The organism is Sorangium sp. So ce394 (assembly GCF_051474665.1).
Lineage (GTDB): Bacteria > Myxococcota_A > Polyangia > Polyangiales > Polyangiaceae > Sorangium > Sorangium cellulosum_D.
The window spans coordinates 8116727-8139628 of sequence record NZ_CP150339.1 but is presented as its reverse complement, the minus strand read 5'-3'; the positions used below and the strand labels follow the sequence as shown (position 1 = coordinate 8139628).

Genomic DNA, 22902 nt, shown 5'->3' with positions numbered 1-22902 from the left:
GACCGTGCGGCATCGCAACCCGGTTCGCGCTTGACATTTGCGCTCCGACCGGAAGTCGCGATCTCGTTGATGTACAAACCAAAGGGGCGCTCGCCTCGATGATCGCGCCGCGGTCCACGAGCAGCTGCACCCGGCTCGCCTCGTCGATCGGCCGCGTGCGCTTGATGTTTCCGAGGTGCTCGTGGTCGCCGAGCGAGGCGAAGATGCCGAGTCGAGGGATCCGCGTGAAGACGGCGTGAACGCGGTCACCCGGCCGGCGCGAGCGGCAGATCGACCGCGAAGGTGGCGCCTCGCCCCGGGTTCGACGCGGCGCTCACGGCGCCGCCGTGCGCCTCGACGATGGCGCGGACCAGCGCGAGCCCGAGCCCGTTGCCCTGCTCGCGCCCGCGCGTCGTGAAGAAGCGATCGAACACCCGCGGGAGATCTTCCGCCGAGATGCCGGGGCCGGTGTCGGAGACGCGGATCTCGACGCGCCTGCCCTCGACCACGTCGACGCTCGCGTGCACCTTGCCGCCGTCGCCCGAGAACGACGCCGCGCTCTCGAGCAGGTTGCGGAGGACGGACTCGAACCGTGAGGCGACGCCGACGACCCGGGCGCTCGCGGCCCCGGAGACGGTGAAGCGGACCTGGGCGAAGCGCTCGTCGTCGGCCATGGCCACGACGAGCCCCCGCGCGAGCGCCGCGACGTCGACCCGCTCGCGCGCCTCGTGGAGCATCCCGGCCTCGGCGCGGGCGAGCTCCAGGAACTGGCTCACCAGCGTGTCGAGCTGGTGGCTCGACTCCTTGAGCAGCCGCGAGAGCCGGGCGGCCTGCTCGCGCCCGGCCGGCGCCTCGGCGAGCGCGTCGGCGCAGCCGCGGATCGTGGCCACGGGGTCCTTGAACTCGCGCGCGAGGTCCGCGACGAACGCCTCGTTCGCCTTGCGGCGCGCCGCGAGCGCCGCGAGCAGGGCGTTGAACGCCGCGGCCACGTCCTGCATCTCGGCCGGCCCCTGGACGGGGAGGTCGGCGCTCGGGGTGGGCTCGCGGATCTTCGCGAGCGCGCGCCGGCGGAGCGCCTCGAGCGGGCGGACGAACCGGCGCGTGAGCCAGAGGGCGAGGAGCAGCGACAGCGGCAGGGTGATCGCGACGAGGCGCGGGAGCTCGATGCGCAGGTACAGGGAGAGGAGCGTGGGCGCGAACACGACGGCGACGACGAGCGCCGTCACCCGGAAGCGCAGTGAGCGGAAGAAGGGGAGCGGGCCGCCCCGCGCCCTCCCGTCATCCACGGAAGGCCCGGAATCGGTCGCCGGCGCCGATCACGGTCTCGACGCGATCGGAGGTGGTGTCGACCTGCTCGATCTGGCGGAGGACGGCGAGCGCGGCCGTCCCGTCGCGCGCGGAGAGCGTCGCGTGCCCCGCCTCCTGGAACGCGAGCGCGAGCACCTCGAGCAGGGAGGCGTCGTCGTCGACGAGGAGGATGCGTGCCATGCCGCGCTCCCCGATGGTCGCACGGTTCAGCCCGCTTTCACACCCTCGGCCTGCCGGAACACGATCGCGGCGCCGAGCGCCGCCGCGGCGGGGACGAAGAGGTCGCCCGAGGTCGACGCCCTCAGCGGGAAGCCGTTCCCTTCCAGGAGCTGCCGCGCGGCGGAGGCGTCGCGCACCGCGACCGTGTAGGCGACGAAGGCCGGGAGCGCCGGGGCTCGCTCGCCCGGCAGGAGCGCCTCCAGATCGGCGTCGGCGACGAGGGTGACGCGGGCGCCGTCGAGATCGAAGACGCGCGCCGGGCCCTCGGCGCGCGCCGCGCGGCCGAGGTACGTCGCGTAGCGGCGCTCGACCTCCGGCAGCGCCGCCCGGTCGACGCAGAGCACGGCGTCGACGAGGTCTACCGCGCCGTTCGGATGATCCATGTGGAGCTGCGCCTCGAGCAGCTCCGCGGGCGGGTTCTCCGCGATCGCGAGCCTCCCCTCGGGCGCGCGGCCCGCCCCGGCGTCCTCCGGAGCGTCGCTGTCGAGCTCGATGAAGCGGAGCGCCTCCACCCGCGGTCCTTGTGCGGTGTCCACCGGCCGCCGGACCGCGCTGACGCCCCCGTGGCGGATGCCCTCCGCGCTCAGCCTGCCGGCCGCGGCGTCGGCGTCGGGGGTCTTGAACACGAGGATGTGCAGGCCCTGGAAGCGCGCGAGGCACGCGGCGATCTTGGCGACGGTGCTGCGAATGGCCTCGGTGAGCCGCGGCAGGTGCTCGGGAGGCGCCTGGATGGGGACGAGCTTGGCGTCGCTCGGGATCCCGCCGGGGTCGTCGTCCCGGACGCAGCTCACGAGCTCGACGAAGTTGCGTCGGAAGTTGGCGTGGGTGTTCGCGGCGCCGAACGGCCTGGGCGGCTCGCCCTCCCTGGGCGACAGCATGGGGTAGGCGGGCGGCGACAGGCGGAAGCCGAGCCGGCGGTAGAGCTCGAGCCCTTCCTTCATGTCGCCCACGACGTGGCCGACGTGGTGCAGGTGATCGATGTCACGACCCATTCAGGTCACCTCCGCCTCCTCGAGCGCTGGGGGAGCGAGACCGCCGCAGGAGGCCTCGGCGGTACGCCCGAGGAGCCTAGCCGAGGTCGCGGCGGCCCAGGCCGCGATCGCCGAGGCGATCTGTGTCACGGCACATTCGAGCTCACTCGCTGCGGCGCTTTGTGGCACATATGTGCCAGGGAAACGTGCGCCGAGTAGCGGAACAGGCTCGTTTTGGTGGCCGGCACGACCTGTGATTCATCAGTGCCAGCGGAAGCCATACCTCGCCTACGGCACATTTTTGTCGTCGAGCGCCAGCGGCTCCCGGGAGAACACCATGCCTTCTTTCTCGATCTTGAGAGGTTCCTCGCTGCTCGCGTTCCTGGTGAGCGCGTTCCTCGTGGCCTGCTCGGGGAATGACGCCGACCCCGGCGGCTCCGGCGGCTCCGGCGGCTCCGGCGGTTCCGGCGGCTCCGGCGGCTCCGGCGGCGACGAGACCGGCGGCGGCGGCGCCGGCGGCGAGGCGAGCTGCGATGCCATGCGCGATGACGAAGCGCTCGAAGAGCCGATCTCGATCGTCGTGACGAACGAGCGGAGCACGCCCGTGTACTATTCCGCGGGCCCATTCGGCTCGATCGATTGGTGGATCGACGGCACGAACCTGCTCGGTTCCAGGATTCCGACCTGCGAGGGTCTGCTCATGGGCGAGCCCGGCGGCCACAATGTCGGGGTGGAGTTCGCGGAGATCGCGCCCGGCGCGTCGGTCACGATCGACTGGCACGGGCGTCTCGCCGAGTCGGCTCCTGTGGTCGCCGGCTGCATCAGCCCGTCGCTCGAAGAAGAGCACGAGACGTGCGACCGCTTCGAGCTCGTCGGCGACGGAGACCACGAGCTGAAGGCCACGGTCTTCCTGGAGCGCGACGAGGAAACGAGGATCGCAACGTCGCCGCTCCCGGTCATCACCGTGCCCTTCACCCTGCCGACCGAGAGCATCGCCGTGACCATCCCGGAAGATCCGTAGTCCCGGCGCTTGGTCGTCCTGTTCCCGGCCACGGGACGGGCCTGGCCAGCGTGCGCGGGGCCAGGTCGCCCGCCGGCGAGCGTCGGGCGGGGCCGCGCCGGCTCCGCCGGATCACTCGTCTGCGGGCGGATCGGGCAGGCCTGGCAGGCCGTCGATGCTCGCCGCGTTCTTCTCCCGCCGGTACCGCGAGAGGCCCTCGTTCCCCTTGCGCTCCGCCCATTTCGACAGCGTGTCTCGCTCTCCCTCGTAGGCCATGCGCGGCACGGCGTATCCGCACGACGTGGCGACGCGCTCGAGCGCGACGCGGATCACCGACCGGACGCCCGGGAGCTGCGGAAAGAGGCCCGCGAGCGCGTCGAAGCGCGGATCGCCGGGGAAGACCGGCTCGCCGCGGCCGTACAGGCGCACGATGCGGGGCGGGCCGGAGAACGCGCAGAACATCAGCGTGATGCGGCCGTTGTCGCGGAGGTGCGCGACGGTCTCGACGCCGCTGCCGGTGAGGTCGAGGTAGGCCACGGTCCGGGGGTCGAGGACGCGGAAGGTGTCGTGCCCCTTCGGCGACAGGTTGACGTGCCCGCCGCTGCCCGAAGGGGCGGAGGCGACGAAGAAGAGGTGTTGCTCGGCGATGAAGCCGGTGAGGTCGTCGTCCAGCTCGGAGAAGGTCTTTCCCATGGATCCTCGGGGGGACAGGCGCGCGCGAGGGCGCTCGTGGGGGCGCGTCCGTGCGCGGGGTGATCGGAGCCGTGGCGTGCGGTCGGGCCGCGCGAGGCGCCGCTGGAGCGAGGCTGTCGGTATTGATGAGAGAGATTTTAACGCAAAGGCGCAAAGGCGCAAAGGCGCAAGGAAAGAGGGTGAGGAGGGGCAAGGGGCTCCGTGCCTGGTTCCCTCCCATGTGAAACGGACGAGCCTGGTCATGCGGCGCTTGTCTACTCCATCTTGTCTTTTTGCGCCTTTGCGCCTTTGCGCCTTTGCGTTGAAATCCGAGCTTCGCGATCGTTCAGGCGATCGCGGGCTCACCTCGTCCTTCATCACCGGTTCGCGCGCCCGCCATCGCGCCGGGGAGCCGCGCCGTGCGCCGTTCAGGGGTTCAGATCGCCGCTGTACGAGAAGCCGGTGCCCAGCGGGATCATGATGCGCTGGATGATCGGCAGGTTGACGTGGGCGCGCAGAGCGCCGTTGTCCAGGCCACGCCCCGTGCAGCCGGAGAACGCGACATGGATCGCGCCCTTGCCGGCGGCGTCCTCCACGAGCAACACCGCATCTGCCGGGGGCGGCGCAGGCGGGTGCAGGCACTGCTTGGGATCGACATCGGGGTTGGGCCCGGGCCTCGACGCATTGAGGGCGGCGGCCAGCGCGGCCGCCTCTCGCCCGGACAGGCGCGCGGAGCTCCGCAGCACATCGCCCCTCGGGCCGTAGTAGCAGATGGAGAGCGACGACGGGTCGCGAGGCGCCAGGGTCGAGCGTGCGCCGGGGTGCGCCGCCTTGGGAGGGCGCCTGTCAGGGCAGCCGTTGTGATCGACGCCGACGAGCTGCGCGCTGTCGAGGATCCGGCGGGTGATCTCGGGATCGTGGGTCCGGACCGAGATCAGGATCTGCCGCGACGGGATCCTCAGCCAGCCGAAATGGCGGCCGTCCGCGCCCCGCCCCTCCGTGCGCTCGGCGCTCACGCCGCCGAGCGACACGTCGCGGCGCGTGAACTCCGGGCCCTTCTTCACCTCTTCCGGCGCATCGGCGCCGATCTGCGCGACCTGCTTCGTCGGCTTCTCCGGCGTCAGGCACCCGAGCTGGAGCATCTGCGCCCGGACGACGGTGGGCCTGTCGCTCATGTTGCAGCCGTAGTCGTTGACGGCCCAGTCGGCCGGGACCTCGATCTGCACGCCGAGGGAGCTCTCGAACCGCCACCCCGCGGCGGCCGCCGGTGGCGGCGTCGCGGCCGGCGCGGCGCTGGCGGCGGGCGCGGTGCCGGCGGTGGGCGCCGCGCCGGTGCTCGCCGCGGCGCTGGCGGCGGGCGCGGCGCTGGCGACCGGCCTGGCCTCGACAGCGGCCGTCCCTGACCGGTCCGGAGCGGCGCGCGCGCAGCCTGCGGCGCCCAGCCCGAGCGCGCCGGCCGCGAGCACCCCCGTCAGGGCGCATGCGGTCGGGCGCCACCGCCGGACCGGGCGCCGCTGCCGAAGCGGCGCGTCGATGTTGCCCCCGCCGGCTCCGGTCCACACGCGCGCGCTCGTTTCGCTGTCTCGATCTGCGTTGGCCATCGCTGTCCCTCACCGTTCGCGCGGCGGAGCGGAGCCGCCGCATCCCCCACCTACGCACGCGCTCCTGCATCGATCTACACGAAAACCGGAGCCCGTGCCGTTCGTCCGGCAGCCTGAACGATCCGTGCCGGGTCGGCCGACGAGATAGCGGAGCGCTCCCCGGACGAATCGGTGCATCTGCCATGACGCGATCCGGGTGTGATCGCAGACATCCGCGCCGCAATCGTATCGTGTCGGTTGAATGGCGCGCTCGCTGCGTGATGCGTCGGGATAGCTGCGCTGCCCATGGGCCGCCCCTCTCGATCGATGTCCGGACAACGCGATCCAGCCCCGGGCTGCGCTCCTTGACCCCCATTCCTGGACCCATATAGTCAGCTGGACGGTCGGGCTGCACACAATCCGTGTCTGCCGTGCCGTCGAGCACGCGACCGCGGCAGCGCGCGGGTCGTGGACGTGTGCGCTGTTCACGCATCGACCATCATCACGATCTAGGAGGCTCGAATGGAACACCTGATTCGGCAGATCGCCCAGGACCGTCTCTGGAACCAGTGGGTCGCGGCCAACTCGGCCGGTGAAGCGACCCTCGACGCCGGCTGCATCTCGAGGAAGGACGGCTGTATCTCGAAGAAGGCGGGCTGCATCTCGAAGAAGGCCGGCTGTATCTCGAAGAAGGCCGGCTGTATCTCGAAGAAGGCCGGCTGCATCAGCTGACAGGGCCACCCGGGTCGGCGAGCGAGGCGGAGCTCCATCGCTGTTGCGGGCTCCTGCCTCGCTCGCGGCCGCCCGGACCCTGGGGAACAACGCTTCTCGACGGCCCGCCCGGCCGTCTCCCGGAGTCGACCGATGGACGCCCAACGACAGACGCTCGCCGCGATGATCGAAGAGGTCAGGGACATCCCCATCTACCGCGCGTCCATCGAGGCGGGCTCGTTCCCGATCCTCGAGAAGCCGGAGATCGCCAGGGGCTTCCCGGACAACTGGATGACCCCGAGGCTCGCCGCGGCGCTCGAGGCCGGCGAGGCGGAGCTCGTGCTCTCGACCGGGACCAACCACGCGCGGATGCAGATCATCCGCCCGCCCTTCTTCCTGCTCAAGTCCTATTACCGGCTGTGGAGCGAGCACCCCGACATCGCCTTCACCTGGCAGCAGGGCTGCCAGCGCGTCTCGCTCACCACCGTGCTGGCGACCGAGCACGTGGCGCGGCTCGGCGCGAAGCGGCGCGCCGCCCCGGCGCCGGCGCACCCGAGCCTCGAGGAGCGCCGGCTCGACGAGCGGACGCTCTACCTCAACCTGCAGCTCGACCCGGCGCTCTGGGAGCGCAGCGACGTAGAGCGCATGCTGGGCGAGATGACCGCCGTCCAAACGGCGCATCCGCGAGGCTTGTACCACCTCGACTGCGACGGCTACCACCTCGCTCACCTCGTGCAAAAGGCCCTGTCTTCGGGCGCGTGGCAGCGCTTCCCGAGGCCGGCCAGCATCGTCCACGCCTACGAGTACACGCCGAGGAACGTGCGGCGGTTCCTTCAGCAGCGCTTCGAATGCCCCATCATCGACCTGTTCGGCAGCACCGAGCTCGGATATCTGTATTACAGCGATCGTCACGGGCGATATTGGCCCTACCTCGACGAGATGCACCTCGAGCTGATCCCGGTCGAGGACGGCAGCGCGATCTACAGCCTCATCGTGTCGAGCGTGCGCAACCCCCACATGCCGCTGATCCGCTATCGCTCGGGCGACTGCGCCGAGACGGTCGACGGCTCGCCCGACCCGCTCCGCATCCGGCGGTTCTGCGGGCGCGAGCGCGAGCTGCTGCGGCTCGGGCGCGGCGGCCTGCTCTCCCAGGCCCACCTCGACGACTGGATCGCCGCGTCCGCGCCGTCCATCTTCGTCTACCAGCTCCGCCCGAGCGGCCCCGAGGAGGCGCGGCTCCTGTACACCACGTTCGACGGCAGGCCCATCGGGGCGGCCGCGGCGCGCGCGCTGCGACAGGCGATCTCGGACGGCGCCGGGCTCGACTGCGCTCCCGAGCACCGCGAGCACATCGCGATCGGCAAGTCCGGGAAATACGCATGGCTGGTGCACGAGACCGAGGCCGCGGAGCGAGGTGGCGTATGAAGACGGAACAACCCAGGGTGACGGCCGCCGCGCTGAAGGCGTTGCTCGACGACGCCTTCTTCTCCGGGATCGTCCGGCACTTCGCGAGGACCACCGGCGAAGAGCCCGCGTACGTCGAGCGCCAGGTCATCGAGTGCCTGAGGTACCTGTACCTGGTGTCGCGCTACCCGGAGCGGCTGGCCGGGCTGTTCCTGCCCGTGGAGCAGGCGATCGACGAGGTCTGGCACTACCTGATCTTGCAGACGCGGGAGTACCGCGAGCTCTGCGAGGAGCGCCTGCCGGGGCGCTTCTTCATCCATCACCGCAGCTTGCCGTACGAGGATTACCAGGAGACGCAGCCCAGCCGGGAGCAGGCGCTCGAGGAGGCGCTGCGCTGGCTTCCGCTCTACCGCGAGGAGTTCGGCCCCTTCGACGAGGGCGCGCTGCCCCACTGGACGATGGTGCGTTTCCTGAGCGAGCGCCTCGGCCTGTCCCTGGGCGCCATCGCGGCGCTGGATGCGGAAGGCGAGCCCGCGCGGCCCGGCGCGGAGCGCTCCCGTTGATCCGCCGCGCGCTCGCCGCCGCGCCGGCCGCGTCCGTCAACACGGCGGTCCTGCTGCTGTGCCAGGTCGCCGGGATCGCCGGCGTGGTCTCGATCCAGTTCGTCGGCAGCGTGGTGGGCGAGCGGCTCGCGGGGGACATGCGGCTCGCGACCGTGCCGGTGGCCGTGCTGGTGCTGTCCTCGGCGCTGGGCACCTGGCCGGCGAGCCAGCTGATGCGGCGCTTCGGGCGCCGGCCCTGCTTCATCGCCGCGGCGCTCCTGTCCGCCGGCTGCCTCGCGCTCGCCGCGCGCGGGGTGGAGACCTCGGACTTCGCGCTGTTCTGCACGGCGGTCCTCGGCGTCGGGCTGCACGGCGCCTTCGTGCAGCAGTATCGCTTCGCGATCCTCGAAGGGCAGCCGAGCGGTCGCGCGCCGCGCCTGCTGACGATGATCCAGCTCGCCAGCGCGGCGGGCATCGTCCCCGGCATCTCGCTCTTCGGCCTGCTGGAGGGGCGGACGTCCAGCACCATGCCGCATACCCTGCTGATCCTGGCGACGCTCCAGGCGATCTCGGCGCTCTCGTTCGCGGCGTACCGGCCGCAGGAGGCGCTCGCCGCCGGGGCCTCCGCCGCGCCCGACGCGCGCGCGCGCGCCCTGTACTGGCCGATGGTCGCCATGGGCGCAGGCGCCTTCCTGGTGATGAGCCTGATCATGGTGCCGACGCCCTTGCAGATGTGCGGCGTCGAGCAGCGCTCGGTCAAGGAGGCGAGCTGGGTGATCGAGGTGCACCTCCTGAGCATGTACCTGCCGTCGCTCTCGGTCGGCGCCTTGCTCAAGCGGATGTCGATCGCGGCGCTCCAGGGCGTCGGGCTCGGGTTCCTGCTCGTGGGCTTCACGCTCAGCTGGATTCCGGGGTTCGAAGGGCACCTGGTCGGCCTTTCGTTGGTCGGGATCGGGTGGTGTTACGTGTTCGTGACCGCGACGACCCTCGTCGCGCGCAGCCGCTCGGGCGCCGAGCGCTTTCGCGCGCAGGGCGTCAACGATCTGTGCGTGTTTGCCGGGAGCGGCGCGGCCTCGCTCTCGTCCGGGGCGCTCCTGTCGGCGCTGGGGTGGAGCGGCCTGTTGCACCTCGGCGTGCTGCTGGTCGTGAGCTTGATGGCGCTCGCCTGGAACGTCCACCGGGCCTGAAGGCCATCGCCCCGGGCGGCGCCGCGCCGCACGCATCATCGCAAACGCCGCGCGGGGCGAGCAGCGCCGCGCGCACATCCGTGTCCGGAGGGAGGCGAACATCATGTCCGAGGTGGAGTCGAATCGTTCGGTGGGCGGCGCGGCGCCGGTGGGCCGCTTCGATGCGGTCGTGGTCGGCGCCGGGTTCGCGGGGCTGTACATGCTTTACCGCCTGCGCCAGCTCGGCCTCTCGGCGCGGGTCTACGAGGCGGGCAGCGGGGTGGGCGGCACGTGGTTCTGGAACCGCTACCCGGGCGCGCGCTGCGATATCCCCAGCATGGACTACTCCTATTCGTTCTCGCCCGAGCTCCAGCAAGCGTGGAAGTGGACCGAGCGTTACGCTACCCAGCCGGAGATCCTGCGCTATCTCGAGCACGTCGCGGACAGGTTCGAGCTCCGCCGGGACATCCAGCTCGGGACGCGCGTGACCGCGGCCGCCTTCGACGAGCGGACGGGCCGGTGGCTCGTCCGGACCGGCGACGGCGCGAGCGTGTCCGCCGGGTTCCTGATCATGGCCACGGGCTGCTTGTCCGCGGCGAAGACGCCCGATCTCCCCGGGATCGAGCGCTTCCAGGGCGCGCGGTACCACACGAGCCGCTGGCCGCACGGAGGCGTCGACCTCCGCGGCAAGCGCGTCGGCGTCCTCGGCACCGGCTCGTCCGGCGTCCAGGTCATCCCCGTCATCGCCGAGCAGGCGGCCCGGCTCTTCGTGTTCCAGCGGACCCCCTGCTTCAGCGTGCCGGCGCGCAACGCGCCCCTGGATCCGGCCTACGAAGCGTGGATGAAGGCGAACTACGCCGAGTACCGGCGCAAGGCCCGCGAGACGCGCGCCGGGGTCGTTATGGAGGTCAACCCGAAGTCCGCGCTGGAGGTGTCGCCCGAGGAGCGGGAGCGCGCGTACAAGGCGCGATGGGAGCAGGGCGGCACGTCCTTCCTCGTCACGTTCTCGGACGTGATGCGCTCCCGCGAGGCCAACGAGACGGCCGCCGAGTTCGTCCGGTCCCAGATCCGCGCGACGGTCCGCGACCCCGCGGTCGCCGAGGCGCTGTGCCCGCGAGAATACCCGCTCGGCACCCGGCGCCTCTGCGTCGATACCCGCTATTACGAGACGTTCAATCGAGACAACGTCACCCTGGTCGACCTGAACGCGTCGCCGATCGAGGAGATCACCGAGCGGGGGCTCCGGACGCGGAGCGCGGAGCACGCGCTGGATTGCCTCGTGTTCGCGACGGGCTTCGACGCGATGACGGGCGCCCTGACCCGCATCGACCTCCGGGGCAGGGGCGGCGCGTCGCTGAAGCAGGTGTGGGCCGACGGCCCGCGCGCGTACCTCGGCCTCGCCGTCGCCGGATTCCCGAACCTGTTCACCATCACCGGCCCGGGCAGCCCGTCGGTGTTCAGCAACGCGATCGTCTCCATCGAGCAGCACGTGGAGTGGATCGCCGACTGCCTCGCGTACCTGCGCGCGCGCGGCCTCGAGCGCATCGAGGCCACCGCCGAGGCGGAGGACCGGTGGGTCGCGCACGTCAAGGAGGTGGCCGACGGCACGCTCTATCCCCTGGCCCATTCCTGGTACATCGGGGCCAACATCCCTGGCAAGCCGCGCGTCCTCATGCCGTATGCCGGCGGCGTCGGGGCCTACAGGAAGCGGTGCGAGGAGGTCGCGGCCCAGGGGTACGCGGGGTTCGCGCTGGCGAAGGCGGGGTGAACGGCGGCGGCGTGGGCTCGGCGGAGCCCCGGCCACGGGTGCGCCGCCTGCAGACGAGCAGGAAATCAACGGGTGAAAGCACCCCTCCTGCTGGGCTCACGAGAAAGGGAATGTCGCGCGAGCGCCGCGCACCGGAGCCACCACGACCGGGCGCTCCCCCGCATGAACCTGGCATCGAAAATGCAAGCGCTGCCACCGACCCGGGCTCGAGCCAGGGCCCAACGCGCCTGATTGGACATGCTTCTCGTGGACGCTACGACGATGAACGGCAGGTACACCCTTGGCCGGCTGATCGGCAAAGGGGGGATGGGGGCCGTTTACGAGGCCGATGACGTCGCGCTGCAGCGCCGCGTCGCCGTGAAGGTCCTCTCCCCGGAGCTCGCCCGCGGCCGGTCCGCCCTGGGCCGGTTCGAGCGCGAGGCGCGGGCCGCGAGCGCCATCCGGACCGAGCACATCGTCCGCGTGCTCGACGCCGACGTGGATCGGGCGACGGGCTCGCCGTTCCTGGTCATGGAGCTCCTCCGCGGCGAGGACCTCGCGCACCTCCTCGACCGCCTCGGCCCGCTGCCCCCCCGGCTCGCGCTCCGGATCGTGGCCCAGGCGTGCGTCGGCCTGCAGAGGGCGCATGACGCCGGGGTCGTGCACCGGGACATCAAGCCGGCCAACCTGTTCCTCGCGCGGCGCGAGGGGGGCGGCGGGCTCGTCGTCAAGCTGCTCGACTTCGGCGTCGCGAAGATCCGGCCAGCCCACGATCCTCGCCGGGATACCACGGGGCTCACGTGGTCCGGACACGTGCTCGGGACGCCGCGCTACATGTCCCCCGAGCAGGCGCGGGGCATCAAGGACATCGATTATCGGACCGACCTCTGGTCGCTCGGGGTCGTGCTCTACCGCGCGCTGGCCGGTCGAACGCCGACCGAGGACGTCAAGTCGGTCGGCGAGCTCATCACCGCCCTGGTCGCCGACCTGCCGGCGCCGGTCCAGGACTTCGCGCCGTGGGTCCCGCCCGAGGTCGCCGCGGTCATCGACGGCGCGCTCCAGTACCAGCCGGCCGACCGGTATCCGAGCGCCTCCGCGATGCGCGACGCCCTCCTGCCGCTGCTCGGCGAGGCCCCTCTCTCGCTGGACGAGAGCCTGCTCGTCCCCCTGGCGCCGTCCGAGCGCCTCACGGTCGCCCCGCGGTTCGAGCCGCGGGTGAGGGCGCGCGCCCCCCGGCGGCCGATGAGCGGCGCGGGCGGCGCGCAGCGGTGGAGGGACCTCCCGCTGGACAGCGGGACCGCGACCCCGGACGAGCGGACGCTCAGCCGGGACTACGGCGCCCTCGGCGAGCCGACGCTCAGCCGGGACTACGGCGCCCTCGGCGAGCGGACGCCCAGCCGGGACCACGGCGTCCTCGGCGAGCGGATGCCCGGCCTGGACCGCGGCGCCCTCGGCGAGCGGACGCTCGGCCGGGACCACCGCGTCGACGAGCGACCGGAGCGACCGCCGAGCGAGCCCGCGCGGCCGCCGCACCGGGACCGGACCAGGTTGCGGCTCTCCGCCTTCGCGCTGCTCGCCGCGGGCCTCGGCGGGGCCGCGATGCCCTGGCCGGCCGACGCGCCCGGCGCGGCGTCCGCCGGGGTGCTGCGCGCGATCCACGGCGCGCTGGAGGCGCCCTCGGTCGAGCGCCCGGCGCCCTCGCCGATGCCCGAGGCGTCCCCGTCCGCGCGCCGGATCGGGCGGGCGATCGCCCCCGGGGAAGCCCCGGCGGAGAGCGACGGGGCGCCCGCGGCGCGGAACGACGGCATGGCGGCGCTGCCCGGGATCCCGGGGGAGGTCCGCGACGTCCTGGAGGGCGATGGGGAGACCGAGGTCATCGTCGCCGGCGCCGGCGCCGCCGCGGCGAAGCGGAAGCAGGTGTCGCGCCGGGCTTCCGGGAGCCCGGCGCGGAAACCTCGGCCCGCAGCGGCGAGCGCGGCGCCTGCCGCGGCGCCGCCCCCCGCGGACGCGAGCGACCCGCTCCTCCCCCGGCGCTTCGAATAGCCGGCGTCGACCGCCGCGTCGGGTCAGCGGAAGTCGTCGACGTTCATGTTGTACCGCCGGATCCACCGGTGCACCTGCGCGCGATCCCTCCCGAGCTCGCGCGCCACCGCGGCGACGTTGCCCCGCTGCTGCACCAGGAGCTCCCGCAGCGCCTTCTCGTCCGGGCAGGCCCGCGGGGGCAGCGTCCCCCTCAGCGCGTCGGCGCCCTCGCGGGCCGAGGGCGCCGCCTCCTCCTCCGGGGCCAGCGTGGCGCGGGCTTCGTCCGCGGGCGGCGGCTGCGACGCCGAGCTCCGGGCGCCGTAGCTCCGCATCCGGTCCCGGATCTCGTCGCTGAGGTCCTCGACGTCGAGCTCGGCGCTGCGCGCCCTGGCGGCCCAGCGCTTGATGAGCGCCTCGAGCTCCCGCACGTTGTAGGGAAAATCGTGGTGGAGCAGGCCCGCCATGAACGCCATGCCGGGGCGCGCCTCGGGCCGACCGTGGCGCCTCGCGAGCGCGACGCACAGCGAGAAGATGTCTTCCTTGCGCTCGCGCAGGGGGGGCAGCGTGATGCTGAGCTCGTTCAGGCGAGCGAACAGGTCGGCGCGGAAGGCGCCCGTCTGCTGGAGCCCGTCGAGGTCGCGGTGGGTGGCGGCGACGATCCGCACGTCGACCTGCTCGGGCTGCGACGCGCCGAGCGGCATGACCTCCTTCGACTGGATCACCCGGAGGAGCTTCGCCTGGGCTTCGAGCGGCATATCCCCGATCTCGTCGAGCAGGAGCGTGCCCTGGTGGGCCGCGCGGAGGATGCCCACCCGGTCGCGGTCGGCGCCCGAGAAGGCGCCGCGCCGGTGTCCGAAGAGCTCCCCCTCGATGAGCGCGGCGGGGATCGCCGCGCAGTTGACGACGTGGAGCGGCCCGCGCCTGCCGCTCCAATCGTGGAGCTGCTCGGCGAAGATCTCCTTTCCGGTCCCGCTCTCGCCGAGGATCAGCACCGACAGCTCGCTGCGCGCGATCTCGCGCAGGCTCCCGGCGAGGCGCTGGCTCTGGTAGCCGCCGACGATCCGGCTCGTCGAGGCGCGCGGCCGGGGCTTCGCCGGCGCGTCCGGATCGTCGAGATAGGCGCCGTCGATGCGGTAGTGCGCGTAGCTCTCGGCGTCGCTCTCGACGAACTTGAAGATGGCGTCGCCGATCCGGATCTCGTCGAGGTGCGCGAGGACGGCCTCGGCGACGAACTCGCCGTTATGCAGCGTGCCGTTGCGGCCGCCGAGATCGACGAGCTGCCAGACGCCCCCGCGCCGCTCGATGCGGGCGTGCTGGCGCGACGCGGTGCGCGTCGGTACGCAGATGTCCGCGCTCGGATCGCGGCCGAGGACCGAGCCCGACTCGGGCAGGGCGTACGCCGGGCGAAACTGCTCGTAATTGGGCGCATAGAGCAGCACGATGCCCGCCCCCGAGCTCACGGGTCCGGCGACCGGCGTGCAAATTTGCATCGAGGCTGTGGTGCCGAGGCTCTTCGTCGACGGCCATCGTTCGCCGGGCATTGCGTGGACGATGCTATCAAAGCTCCTCCCCGCGCGCGCGCTTTGTTCCGTCCGGATCACGCGCTCACAGCGTCGTTCCTGTGCGATACCGCGGCAGGCTCTCTTGTCGATCACCGCTCAGGCAGCGAGCCTGCCATTCTCGTGACCGCAGGGCTGGCGCTCGCGATGGCGGAAGAAACGTCGGCGACCTCTGCAGTGCTCGATGCGACAGAGGACTGCGGCGCAGGCTGCGGCGACGCGCCGTCCTGCGGGACAGCGGCTCAGCGACGTCGGTGGATGTCACCGTGAATGCGTGCCTGGCACGGCGACGTGCGTGCCAGGGCACAGCGAAGGCGTGCCAGGCACCCGGCCCGCCCCGCGCCGCCCACGCGCCCCGCGCCGCACCCACGCCGGCGCCCTCTCCGGAGCCTATTGCAGGGCCCCACGCTTTGGCCGCACCATGCGTGATGTGGCCTGGGGAGAGGCACGGCGCGGCGCAGCGCAGCCCTGCCCGGCATCGCGGGGGGTAAGGCAATCTTGTTGATCTCGGCGACGACGGTCCCTTCGAGGAGCTCCGTGACCACCTCGTCCCTCCACGGCCGCGCGCCCGCGCCGGCCGGGCGCCTCGTCGCGGGATCATGACCGCCTCCACCCCGCCGCTCCCGGCCTCGATGGCCCCGTTCCTCGGCAGCTTCCGCGAGGTGCTCCGCGTCCTCCAGCGCACCCCCGGCTTCGTCCTGCTCCCCGTCGAGATCCCCGGCCCCGACGTGGCCCGCGCCCTCGGCGACTTCCTCACCCGCGAGGGGCGCCGCGCGCTGATCATCGAGCCGCGCCGCGACGAGGCCACCTGGAAGGACCTCGTCTCCGCCCTCTACAAGGCGGAGCCCGAGCCGCGCGGCGTCGTCGTCCTCGTCGGCTCCGACCCCCCGCCGGCGGCCGCGCGCGAGGGCCTCCGCCTCCTCAACCAGCACCAGCGGCACGACACGCTGTCGAGCCGCCTCGGCTGCCCCCTGCTCTGGTGCGGCCCGCCGGCCTTCCTCGCCCTCTGCCGCGAGGAGGCGCCCGACTTCTGGGCCATCCGCACCCCCGAGATCCGCCTCGCCGACGAGCCCTCGCCCGGCGCCCCCGAGCCGCGCGCCCTCGAGATCGCCGCCCACCGCCCGGGCGCCGCCGCCTGCTCGCTGCGCGCCGCGCCGCACGGCGCGGCCGAGCCCGCCGCGGAGCTGCTCCTCCGTCAGGCCGCCGCCGAGCGGCGCCGCGGCCACGCCGTCGCCGCGGCGGCGACCCTCGGCGCCCTGCTGGCGCGGCCCGGCGCCGCGCCGGTCCTGCGCCTGCGCGCCCAGCTCGAGATGGCCGGCCTGCTCGAGGACGGCGGCGACCTCGCGGCCGCCGAGGCGAGCTACCGCGAGGCGCTCGCGCTCTCGCGCCAGGTCGAGGACCGCGAGGCCGAGGCCCGCGCCCTGATCGGCGCCTTCGGGATCGCCGCGCGCACCGGCCGCGCCGCCGAGGCCGAGGCGCCGCTCGCCGAGGCGCGCGCCATCGCCGAGCGGCTCGGCGACCGCGCCCTCGAGGCGTCCGCCGTGGCCGCCCAGGCGCTCGCCGCGACCGGCCGGCACGACGCCCAGAAGGGCCGCGAGCGCATCTCGGAGGCCAAGGCCCTCTACGCCGCGGACCCGCAGAAGGACGCGGCCTCCGGCGAGGGCCCGGGCGCCGAGCGGGACGTCGGGCACGTGGACGTGCTCGTCGTCACGGCGCAGAAGGACGAGCTCGACGCGGTCCTCGCCGAGGGCGCCGCCGGCGACGGCGAGGCCGGCGACCGGGGGTGGCGCGAGCTCCGGGACCTCGGCGGCCTCCGCTACTACCGGCGCACGCTCCCGAGCGCGCGCGGCGGCCTGCTCGTCGTGGCCGCCGCGTGGATCGGCGCGGCGGGGCAGCGCACCGCCGTCATCCGCGGCCAGCACCTGCTCGCCGAGCTCGATCCCGCCTGCCTCGCGATGTGCGGCGCCTGCGCCGGCGATCCGAGGAAGGTGTCGCCGGGCGACGTGATCGTCGCCGACCAGCTCTACAGCTTCGACCACGGCAAGCGGGCGGCGCCGCCGGGCGGCGAGGCCGGGCTCTTCCACGACCTCTGCACCTTCAACCTCCAGGCCGCGTGGAAGATGGACGCCGCCTACCTCGCGCGCGAGCTCGACCTCTCGGCGCTCTCCCGCGCGCGCCCGCCCTCCCGGGCGGCCGCGCGGCGCTGGCTCCTGCACGCGCTGTACGCGCACGAGGCCGAAGGCGGGCCGACGCCCGTGGCGCACCCGGATCGGCGGCGCGCCTGCCCGGGGTGGACCGCGCGGCTCAAGGAGGCCCTCGAGGACGGCCTCGTCTCGATGAAGGGCGGCGCCCTCGCCCTCACCGCCGCGGGGCGCGAGAAGGTGCTCGAGGAGCGGCTGCTCTACCCCGACGCGCTGCCGGCCGATCCGCCGCTCCGCGTGCACGTCGGCGCGATCGCCAGCTTCTCGGCGGCGCTCGACGACCCGGACATCTGGGACCGGCTCCAGCGGGTCGTGCCGGGCACGCTCGGCCTCCTGGCCGGGGGCGCGGCCCTCGGCGACCTCGCGGCGCGCTTCCAGCGGCGCTCGATCCTCATGCGGGCGGTGGCCGACCCCGCCGATCGCGACGGCGACGACGGCCTGCGCGCCTTCGCCTGCCGCGCCTCGGCGGCCGCGCTGCTCGCCTTTTTGCAGCAGCACCTCGCGCCCGAGCCGCGGATCGAGCGCGCCTCCGCGCCGGACCTGCGCGAGCCGGCCGAGGACGGCGAGCGCCCCCAGGGCGAGCGGGAGCCCGTGTTCGACGACCGGCGGGACAGCTTCCTCGACCGCGTCGAGCGCGTGGCGCTCCTGCGCGATCCCGGCGCGACCGTGACCAGGCACCGCGCGCCGCCGCCGTTCGCGGGCGCGCTCGAGGTCGCGGTGCCGGACGGCCGGCGCGTCGACGTCCGCGTGATCGGCGTCCTCGACCGGTCGATCACCGAGGAGCTCGTCACGCGGTACGTCACCGAGGTCGAGCACCGCTTCCGGCAGCGGGACCCGTACCTGCGCTCCACGCTCGTCCACACCGACCCGCCGGCGCCGCCCGATCTCGCCCGGAGCGCGGCGCGCCGCGGCGTCGTGCTGAAGAGCTTCTCCGAGGTCCAGGGGCTCATCGACTTCGGCCGCTACCTCGCGTGGCAGACCGAGCGCGTCGAGGCCGACCCGTCGTACCCGCCGTGGCTCTACGTCGAGCAGCCGGCGGTGGTGAGCCTCGGCGATCGCGAGAAGAGCGCGACCGAGAGCGCGGTCGACGCGCTCTGGAAGCTGCTCGACGCGCCCCACCGCCGCTTCGCGCTGGTGCTCGGCGACTTCGGCGCCGGCAAGACGTTCCTCCTGCGCGAGCTCGCCCGGCGGATGGCGCGGGACCGGCACCCGCTCGTGCCGGTGCTCATCGAGCTCGGCCGCATCGAGAAGCAGCGCTCGCTCGACTCGCTCCTCGCGCAGCACTTCGCCCTCGCGAACGAGCCGGTCGACCTGCGGGCCTTCCGGTACATGCTCGCCGAGGGGCGGATCGCGCTCCTCTTCGACGGCTTCGACGAGCTCGCCCTGCGGCTCACCTACGACCGCGCGCTCGAGCACTTCGACACCGTGGTCCAGGCGGCGGAGGGGATCGCCAAGGTCGTCGTGACCAGCCGGACGCAGCATTTCCTCACCGATCCGCCGATCAAGCGGGAGCTCGCCCGGCGGGCCGAGCAGCTGCAGGGCTACCGCCTGGTGCAGCTCCAGGGGTTCGGGGAGAAGCAGATCCGCCGATTTCTCGGCAACCTGAGCCCGGAGCCCGCCGAGGCCGAGGCGCGCTACCGGCTGCTCCACGAGGTCAAGGACCTGCTCGGGCTGTCCGAGAACCCGCGCATGCTGGGGTTCATCGCGAAGATCGAGCCGGACAAGCTGCGGCAGGCGAAGGCGCGGACCGGGACGATCACGGCGGCGAAGCTGTACGAGGTGCTGGTCGAGCAGTGGCTCGATCACGAGCACGCGCGCGCGAACCCGCCGGGCGCGCCGCGGGGCATCCCGCGCGACGCGCTGCGGGCGGCGATGACGGCGGTTTCGCGGCTGCTCTGGGAGCGGAGCGCGCGGTCGGTCGGGCTCGGCGAGCTGCCGGAGAGCCTGATCCGGGGCGCGCAGCCGGCCGACGCGCCGCCGCTCGAGCGGGGGATCGTCGAGCACCTGCTCGGCTCGGGCTCGCTGCTCGTGCGGGACGCGGAGGGGTCGTTCTCGTTCGTGCACCGCTCGGCGCTCGAGTGGCTGGTGGCCGAGGCGGCGGCGCGCGAGGTGAAGGAGACGGGCGACAGCGCGGCGCTCGGGGCCGACGAGATGAGCGAGCTCATGGTCGACTTCTTCGTGTCCCTCGCGGGGCGCGGGGCGGCGGCGGCGTGGGCGCAGCGGATCCTCCGCGGGGCGGCCGAGGGGAACGCCAAGGACAACGCGCTGCGCGTCGCGCGCTGGCTGGCCAAGGACGGCGGGGCCCGGGAGGACGGGGACGGGGCCGAGCGCGACGTGGCCGGCGTCAACCTGGCGGGGCAGGACCTGAGCGGGTGCAACCTCGCCTGCGCCGACCTGCGGAAGGCCGATCTCACGCAGGCGAACCTCTGGAGCGCCACGCTCGTCGAGGCCCGGCTCGCCGGCGCGTCGCTCGGCGGGGCGCAGCTCTCGAGGGCGGATCTCACCGGCGCCGACCTCGCCGGCGCGGATCTGCGGGGCGCGGATCTCTCGTTCGCGCGGCTGGTCGGCGCGGATCTGCGGGGCGCGGATCTCGCGGGCGCGCAGCTGCGCGGCGCGAAGCTCGTCGGCGCGCGGGGGGTGCCTGCCGCGCCGCTGTCGGCGGACGGCGCGGCGCCGCCCCGGCCGCGCGAGGCCGACGCGATGTGGGCGCCGGTCTCGCCGTGCAACGCGGTGGCGTGGAGCCGGCTCGGCGATCTCCTGGCGGCGGGCCACGAGGACGGCTCGGTGCGGCTCTGGGACGCGGTGACCGGGCAGCCGATCCGGGCGATGCACGGGCACCTCGGCGCGGCGATGAGCGTGGCGTTCAGCCCGGATGGGCTCTGGCTCGCGTCGGGCTCGTCGGACAACACGGTGCGCCTCTGGGAGGTCCGGACGGGCCGCGCGGTGCGCGCGTTCGAGGGGCACACGCTCGGGGTGCGCAGCGTCGCGTGGAGCCCGGACGGCCAGACGCTCGCGTCGGGCTCGTCGGACAAGACGGTGCGCCTCTGGGAGGCCGGGACGGGCCGCGTGCTGCGCACGTTCAAGGGGCACACGCTCGGGGTGCGCAGCGTGGCGTTCAGCCCGGATGGGCAGACGCTCGCGTCGGGCTCGTCGGACAAGACGGTGCGCCTGTGGCGGGTCCGGAGCGGCCACGCGCTGCGCACGTTCGAGGGGCACACCGACTGGATCCTCGCCGTGGCGTGGAGCCCGGACGGCCAGGCGCTCGCGTCGGGCTCATCGGATCGGACGGCGCGGCTGTGGGACGCGGGGGGCGGCCGCGCGCTGCGCACGTTCGTGGGCCACACCGACTGGGTGTTCGGGGTCGCCTGGAGCGCCGACGGCCGCACGCTGGCGTCGGGGTCGCTGGACCGGACGGTGCGGCTCTGGGAGGTCGGGACCGGCCGGGCGATCCGCAGGCTCGAGGGCCACAGGAAGGGGGTGTGCAGCGTGGCGTTCAGCCCGAGCGGCCAGACGCTGGCGTCGGGCTCGCGCGACAAGACGGTGCGGCTCTGGGAGGTCGCCCGGGGTCATGCGCTGCGCAGCTTCGAGGGCCACACCGACTGGGTGCTCGGGGTGGCGTGCAGCCCGGATGGTCAGGCGCTCGCGTCGGGGTCGGACGACAAGACGGTGCGGCTCTGGGAGGTCGGGAGCGGCCGGGCGATCCGCACGTTCAAGGGGCACACGCTCGGGGTGCGCAGCGTGGCGTTCGGCCCGGATGGGGTGACGCTGGCGTCGGGCTCGGACGACAAGACGGTGCGGCTCTGGGAGGTCGCCCGGGGCCGGCTCCTGCGCTCGTACGAGGGGCACGCGCAGGCGATCCGCAGCGTGGCGTTCAGCCCGGATGGCGAGATGCTGGCGTCGGGGTCGGACGACCGGACGGTGCGGCTCTGGGAGGTCGTGAGCGGCGGCGCGGTCCGCACGCTGGAGGGCCACGCGCACCGGGTGTGCAGCGTCGCGTGGAGCCCGGCGGGCCTGACGCTGGCGTCAGGGTCGGACGACCGGACGCTGCGCCTGTGGGAGGTGGGCCGGAGCCGGGCGATCCGCGCGTTCGAGGGGCACACCGACGGGATCCGCGGGGTGGCGTTCAGCCCGGATGGGGTCCTGCTCGCGTCGGGGTCGGACGACCGGACGGTGCGGCTCTGGGACGTGGGGAGCGGCCGTGCCCTGGGCTGCCTGGAGGGGCACACGCGCGGGGTGCGCGGGGTCGCGTTCAACCCGGCCAGCCAGATGCTCGCGTCGGGGTCGTCGGACAAGACGGTGCGGCTCTGGGACGTGAAGCGGGGCCGCGTCCTGCGCACCCTGGAGGGCCACAAGGCGTCGGTGCAGGGGATCGCCTTCAGCCCCGACGGCGCGCTCCTCGCGTCGGCGTCCGCCGACGGCACCCTGCGCCTCTGGGACGTCGGCACGGGCGGGTGTCTCGCGATCTTGCTGCCCTGTCCCGAGGGCTGGGCGGCGTTCAGCCCCGACGGCCGTTACAAGCTCGGCGGCGACATCGGCGGGTCGTTCTGGCACGTCATCGGCCTGTGCCGCTTTGAGCCGGGCGAGCTGGATCCGTACCTGCCGAGCCCGCTGCGCATCCCGAGCGAGGCGCCGCTCGTCGCGCACCCGCGGCCGGTGGCGCTGCCCGCGAACGGGGCGGGGCGGTAGGGCGGGGGACGGCGCGCCGCGCGCGTGCCCGACGCATCGCTCACGCCTGCGGAGGGCCCGGACGCGCGAGCCCCCTCGGCAAGACCAAGGGGGCCGCGGCTGACGCTCTTGTTGGGCAGCGTCAGGGAAGTCGCGTGCCAAGCTATCGCGTCATCCCCTGCACGTCCCTGGCGGCGGGTTGCCGATATCGCGCGCCAGCACCCGCAATTTGCACTCGCCCTCAAGCTTTTGTGCGCAAACGATTAACCAGCAAATCGTCCTGAATGATTTGGTCTTTGATTTGCGTCAACTCATCGACGTCCCAGTTGCAGCTCAAGTATCGGCCCTTGGCCCAATCAGCCTTGCCGGAGCAAAGCCAAACAACGAACCCGGCTGACAAATCAGGTTCGTCGATAAGGCCGGCGTGGATTTCCTCGGGCATGTTCTTTGCGAGCGCGGTGGAAACACCTCCTGGATGGATGGCAAAGCATTTGATGCCCTCCTCGCCATGATCAACGTCGACGAACTCGCAAAGACGGTTGATCGCGTGCTTGGATGTCTGATAGTCCGACGCCGCAGGCGTTACCAGTTGAGCGCCGATGGAGGAGACGAGGATCAGATGGCCACCTGTCGATCCTGCGGCAAAATGCTTCCTGGCCGACTGGATGAGATAGGGGATGGCAAATCGAATCACGTGATATGTGCCTTTTAGGTTGACTTCCCATGTCTTCCACCAGCTGGCTATGTCAGACTCGCCAATCTTCTTCCACTGATCGAGATGACCGGCATTCGAATCGACCGCATCGATGCCGCCAAATTTGGCCACGCAATCCGTGATGGACGCCTTGACCTGCTCCTCATCTGTTACGTCGCAGGACGAATACTCACATTGCGTCTCTGGATTCGCCTCGCTCACTCGTCTTTTTGTTGCCTCGAGCCCCTTTTCTGACCTCGCGGTGATATAGATCGCTTTGGCGCCCGCGTGAGCGAAAGCCACCGCGGTAGCCTGACCAATACCCTGCGATGCACCGGTGATAAAAATGACTTTGCCCGATGCGCTGCCGCTCAATGTAGTCTTGGGATCGATGGCAGGGTATAGCGAGTGATGCGCCTTGATATCGAGAAACTGTGTTCGAATAGAAGACATGAGACTCCT

15 protein-coding genes are annotated in these 22902 nt (G+C 72.8%); 8 read left to right on the top strand and 7 right to left on the bottom strand.

Annotated features, from left to right (window positions below; translation table 11 throughout):
• Positions 1-245: 245 nt before the first annotated feature.
• From WMF33_RS29870 to WMF33_RS29860, 3 genes are read right to left on the bottom strand one after another with little or no spacing between them, the layout of a single operon-like run.
• Entirely contained in the window at positions 246-1265 is a 1020-nt protein-coding gene (locus WMF33_RS29870) for a sensor histidine kinase (RefSeq protein ID WP_437331816.1), read from the bottom strand.
• The gene (locus WMF33_RS29865) at positions 1258-1467 is read right to left on the bottom strand and encodes a hypothetical protein (RefSeq protein WP_437331815.1); all 210 of its coding nucleotides are present in this window, start codon (positions 1465-1467) and stop codon (positions 1258-1260) included. Before WMF33_RS29865 ends, WMF33_RS29870 begins: the two co-directional genes overlap by 8 nt.
• Positions 1468-1493: 26 nt before the next feature.
• Positions 1494-2498, bottom strand: coding sequence for a VOC family protein (locus tag WMF33_RS29860; RefSeq protein ID WP_437331814.1), 1005 nt, complete (start codon positions 2496-2498; stop codon positions 1494-1496).
• A 316-nt stretch (positions 2499-2814) separates the two neighbouring features.
• On the opposite strand from WMF33_RS29860, the gene WMF33_RS29855 reads away from it, so the two are divergent.
• Positions 2815-3498, top strand: a complete 684-nt coding sequence (locus WMF33_RS29855; RefSeq protein ID WP_437331813.1) for a hypothetical protein — start codon at positions 2815-2817, stop codon at positions 3496-3498.
• 111 nt (positions 3499-3609) lie between these two features.
• Here the strand turns inward: WMF33_RS29855 and WMF33_RS29850 are convergent, their stop codons facing one another.
• Both WMF33_RS29850 and WMF33_RS29845 read right to left on the bottom strand, forming a co-directional pair.
• The gene (locus tag WMF33_RS29850) at positions 3610-4170 is read right to left on the bottom strand and encodes a pyridoxamine 5'-phosphate oxidase family protein (protein WP_437331812.1); all 561 of its coding nucleotides are present in this window, start codon (positions 4168-4170) and stop codon (positions 3610-3612) included.
• A 407-nt stretch (positions 4171-4577) separates the two neighbouring features.
• The gene (locus WMF33_RS29845; protein ID WP_437331811.1) at positions 4578-5711 is read right to left on the bottom strand and encodes a hypothetical protein; all 1134 of its coding nucleotides are present in this window, start codon (positions 5709-5711) and stop codon (positions 4578-4580) included.
• 540 nt (positions 5712-6251) lie between these two features.
• Here WMF33_RS29845 and WMF33_RS29840 point away from each other — a divergent pair.
• From WMF33_RS29840 to WMF33_RS29815, 6 genes are all read left to right on the top strand, one after another.
• Positions 6252-6461, top strand: coding sequence for a hypothetical protein (locus tag WMF33_RS29840; protein WP_437331810.1), 210 nt, complete (start codon positions 6252-6254; stop codon positions 6459-6461).
• A 132-nt stretch (positions 6462-6593) separates the two neighbouring features.
• Positions 6594-7865, top strand: coding sequence for a hypothetical protein (locus WMF33_RS29835; protein WP_437331809.1), 1272 nt, complete (start codon positions 6594-6596; stop codon positions 7863-7865).
• A complete protein-coding gene (locus tag WMF33_RS29830; RefSeq protein WP_437331808.1) occupies positions 7862-8407 on the top strand; it encodes a glycine-rich domain-containing protein in 546 nt (181 codons plus the stop codon). The genes WMF33_RS29835 and WMF33_RS29830 overlap by 4 nt, the downstream gene beginning before the upstream one ends.
• Complete coding sequence (locus WMF33_RS29825) at positions 8404-9573, top strand: MFS transporter (protein ID WP_437331807.1); 1170 nt, start codon at positions 8404-8406, stop codon at positions 9571-9573. Before WMF33_RS29830 ends, WMF33_RS29825 begins: the two co-directional genes overlap by 4 nt.
• A 103-nt stretch (positions 9574-9676) precedes the next feature.
• Positions 9677-11320 carry a flavin-containing monooxygenase gene (locus WMF33_RS29820; protein WP_437331806.1) on the top strand — a complete coding sequence of 548 codons (1644 nt, stop codon included), beginning with the start codon at positions 9677-9679 and terminating at the stop codon, positions 11318-11320.
• Positions 11321-11566: 246 nt separating this feature from the next.
• On the top strand, positions 11567-13342 hold the full coding sequence (locus WMF33_RS29815) for a protein kinase domain-containing protein (RefSeq protein WP_437331805.1): 1776 nt from the start codon (positions 11567-11569) through the stop codon (positions 13340-13342).
• Positions 13343-13365: 23 nt separating this feature from the next.
• Here WMF33_RS29815 and WMF33_RS29810 read toward each other — a convergent pair whose 3' ends face one another.
• Positions 13366-14862 carry a sigma 54-interacting transcriptional regulator gene (locus tag WMF33_RS29810; RefSeq protein WP_437331804.1) on the bottom strand — a complete coding sequence of 499 codons (1497 nt, stop codon included), beginning with the start codon at positions 14860-14862 and terminating at the stop codon, positions 13366-13368.
• A 617-nt stretch (positions 14863-15479) separates the two neighbouring features.
• Between WMF33_RS29810 and WMF33_RS29805 the strand changes: the two genes are divergently transcribed.
• Positions 15480-21767, top strand: coding sequence for a pentapeptide repeat-containing protein (locus WMF33_RS29805; RefSeq protein ID WP_437331803.1), 6288 nt, complete (start codon positions 15480-15482; stop codon positions 21765-21767).
• A gap of 220 nt (positions 21768-21987) precedes the next feature.
• Here the strand turns inward: WMF33_RS29805 and WMF33_RS29800 are convergent, their stop codons facing one another.
• Positions 21988-22893 carry an SDR family NAD(P)-dependent oxidoreductase gene (locus WMF33_RS29800; protein WP_437331802.1) on the bottom strand — a complete coding sequence of 302 codons (906 nt, stop codon included), beginning with the start codon at positions 22891-22893 and terminating at the stop codon, positions 21988-21990.
• Positions 22894-22902 lie beyond the last annotated feature (9 nt).

What these genes read in the sequence shown, in the direction of transcription:
- WMF33_RS29865 (WP_437331815.1), bottom strand. Translation starts at nt 1,467, where the DNA reads ATGGCACGCATCCTCCTCGTCGACGACGACGCCTCCCTGCTCGAGGTG.
- WMF33_RS29860 (WP_437331814.1), bottom strand. Translation starts at nt 2,498, where the DNA reads ATGGGTCGTGACATCGATCACCTGCACCACGTCGGCCACGTCGTGGGC.
- WMF33_RS29855 (WP_437331813.1), top strand. Translation starts at nt 2,815, where the DNA reads ATGCCTTCTTTCTCGATCTTGAGAGGTTCCTCGCTGCTCGCGTTCCTG.
- WMF33_RS29850 (WP_437331812.1), bottom strand. Translation starts at nt 4,170, where the DNA reads ATGGGAAAGACCTTCTCCGAGCTGGACGACGACCTCACCGGCTTCATC.
- WMF33_RS29840 (WP_437331810.1), top strand. Translation starts at nt 6,252, where the DNA reads ATGGAACACCTGATTCGGCAGATCGCCCAGGACCGTCTCTGGAACCAG.
- WMF33_RS29835 (WP_437331809.1), top strand. Translation starts at nt 6,594, where the DNA reads ATGGACGCCCAACGACAGACGCTCGCCGCGATGATCGAAGAGGTCAGG.
- WMF33_RS29830 (WP_437331808.1), top strand. Translation starts at nt 7,862, where the DNA reads ATGAAGACGGAACAACCCAGGGTGACGGCCGCCGCGCTGAAGGCGTTG.
- WMF33_RS29820 (WP_437331806.1), top strand. Translation starts at nt 9,677, where the DNA reads ATGTCCGAGGTGGAGTCGAATCGTTCGGTGGGCGGCGCGGCGCCGGTG.
- WMF33_RS29810 (WP_437331804.1), bottom strand. Translation starts at nt 14,862, where the DNA reads ATGCCCGGCGAACGATGGCCGTCGACGAAGAGCCTCGGCACCACAGCC.
- WMF33_RS29805 (WP_437331803.1), top strand. Translation starts at nt 15,480, where the DNA reads ATGACCGCCTCCACCCCGCCGCTCCCGGCCTCGATGGCCCCGTTCCTC.
- WMF33_RS29800 (WP_437331802.1), bottom strand. Translation starts at nt 22,893, where the DNA reads ATGTCTTCTATTCGAACACAGTTTCTCGATATCAAGGCGCATCACTCG.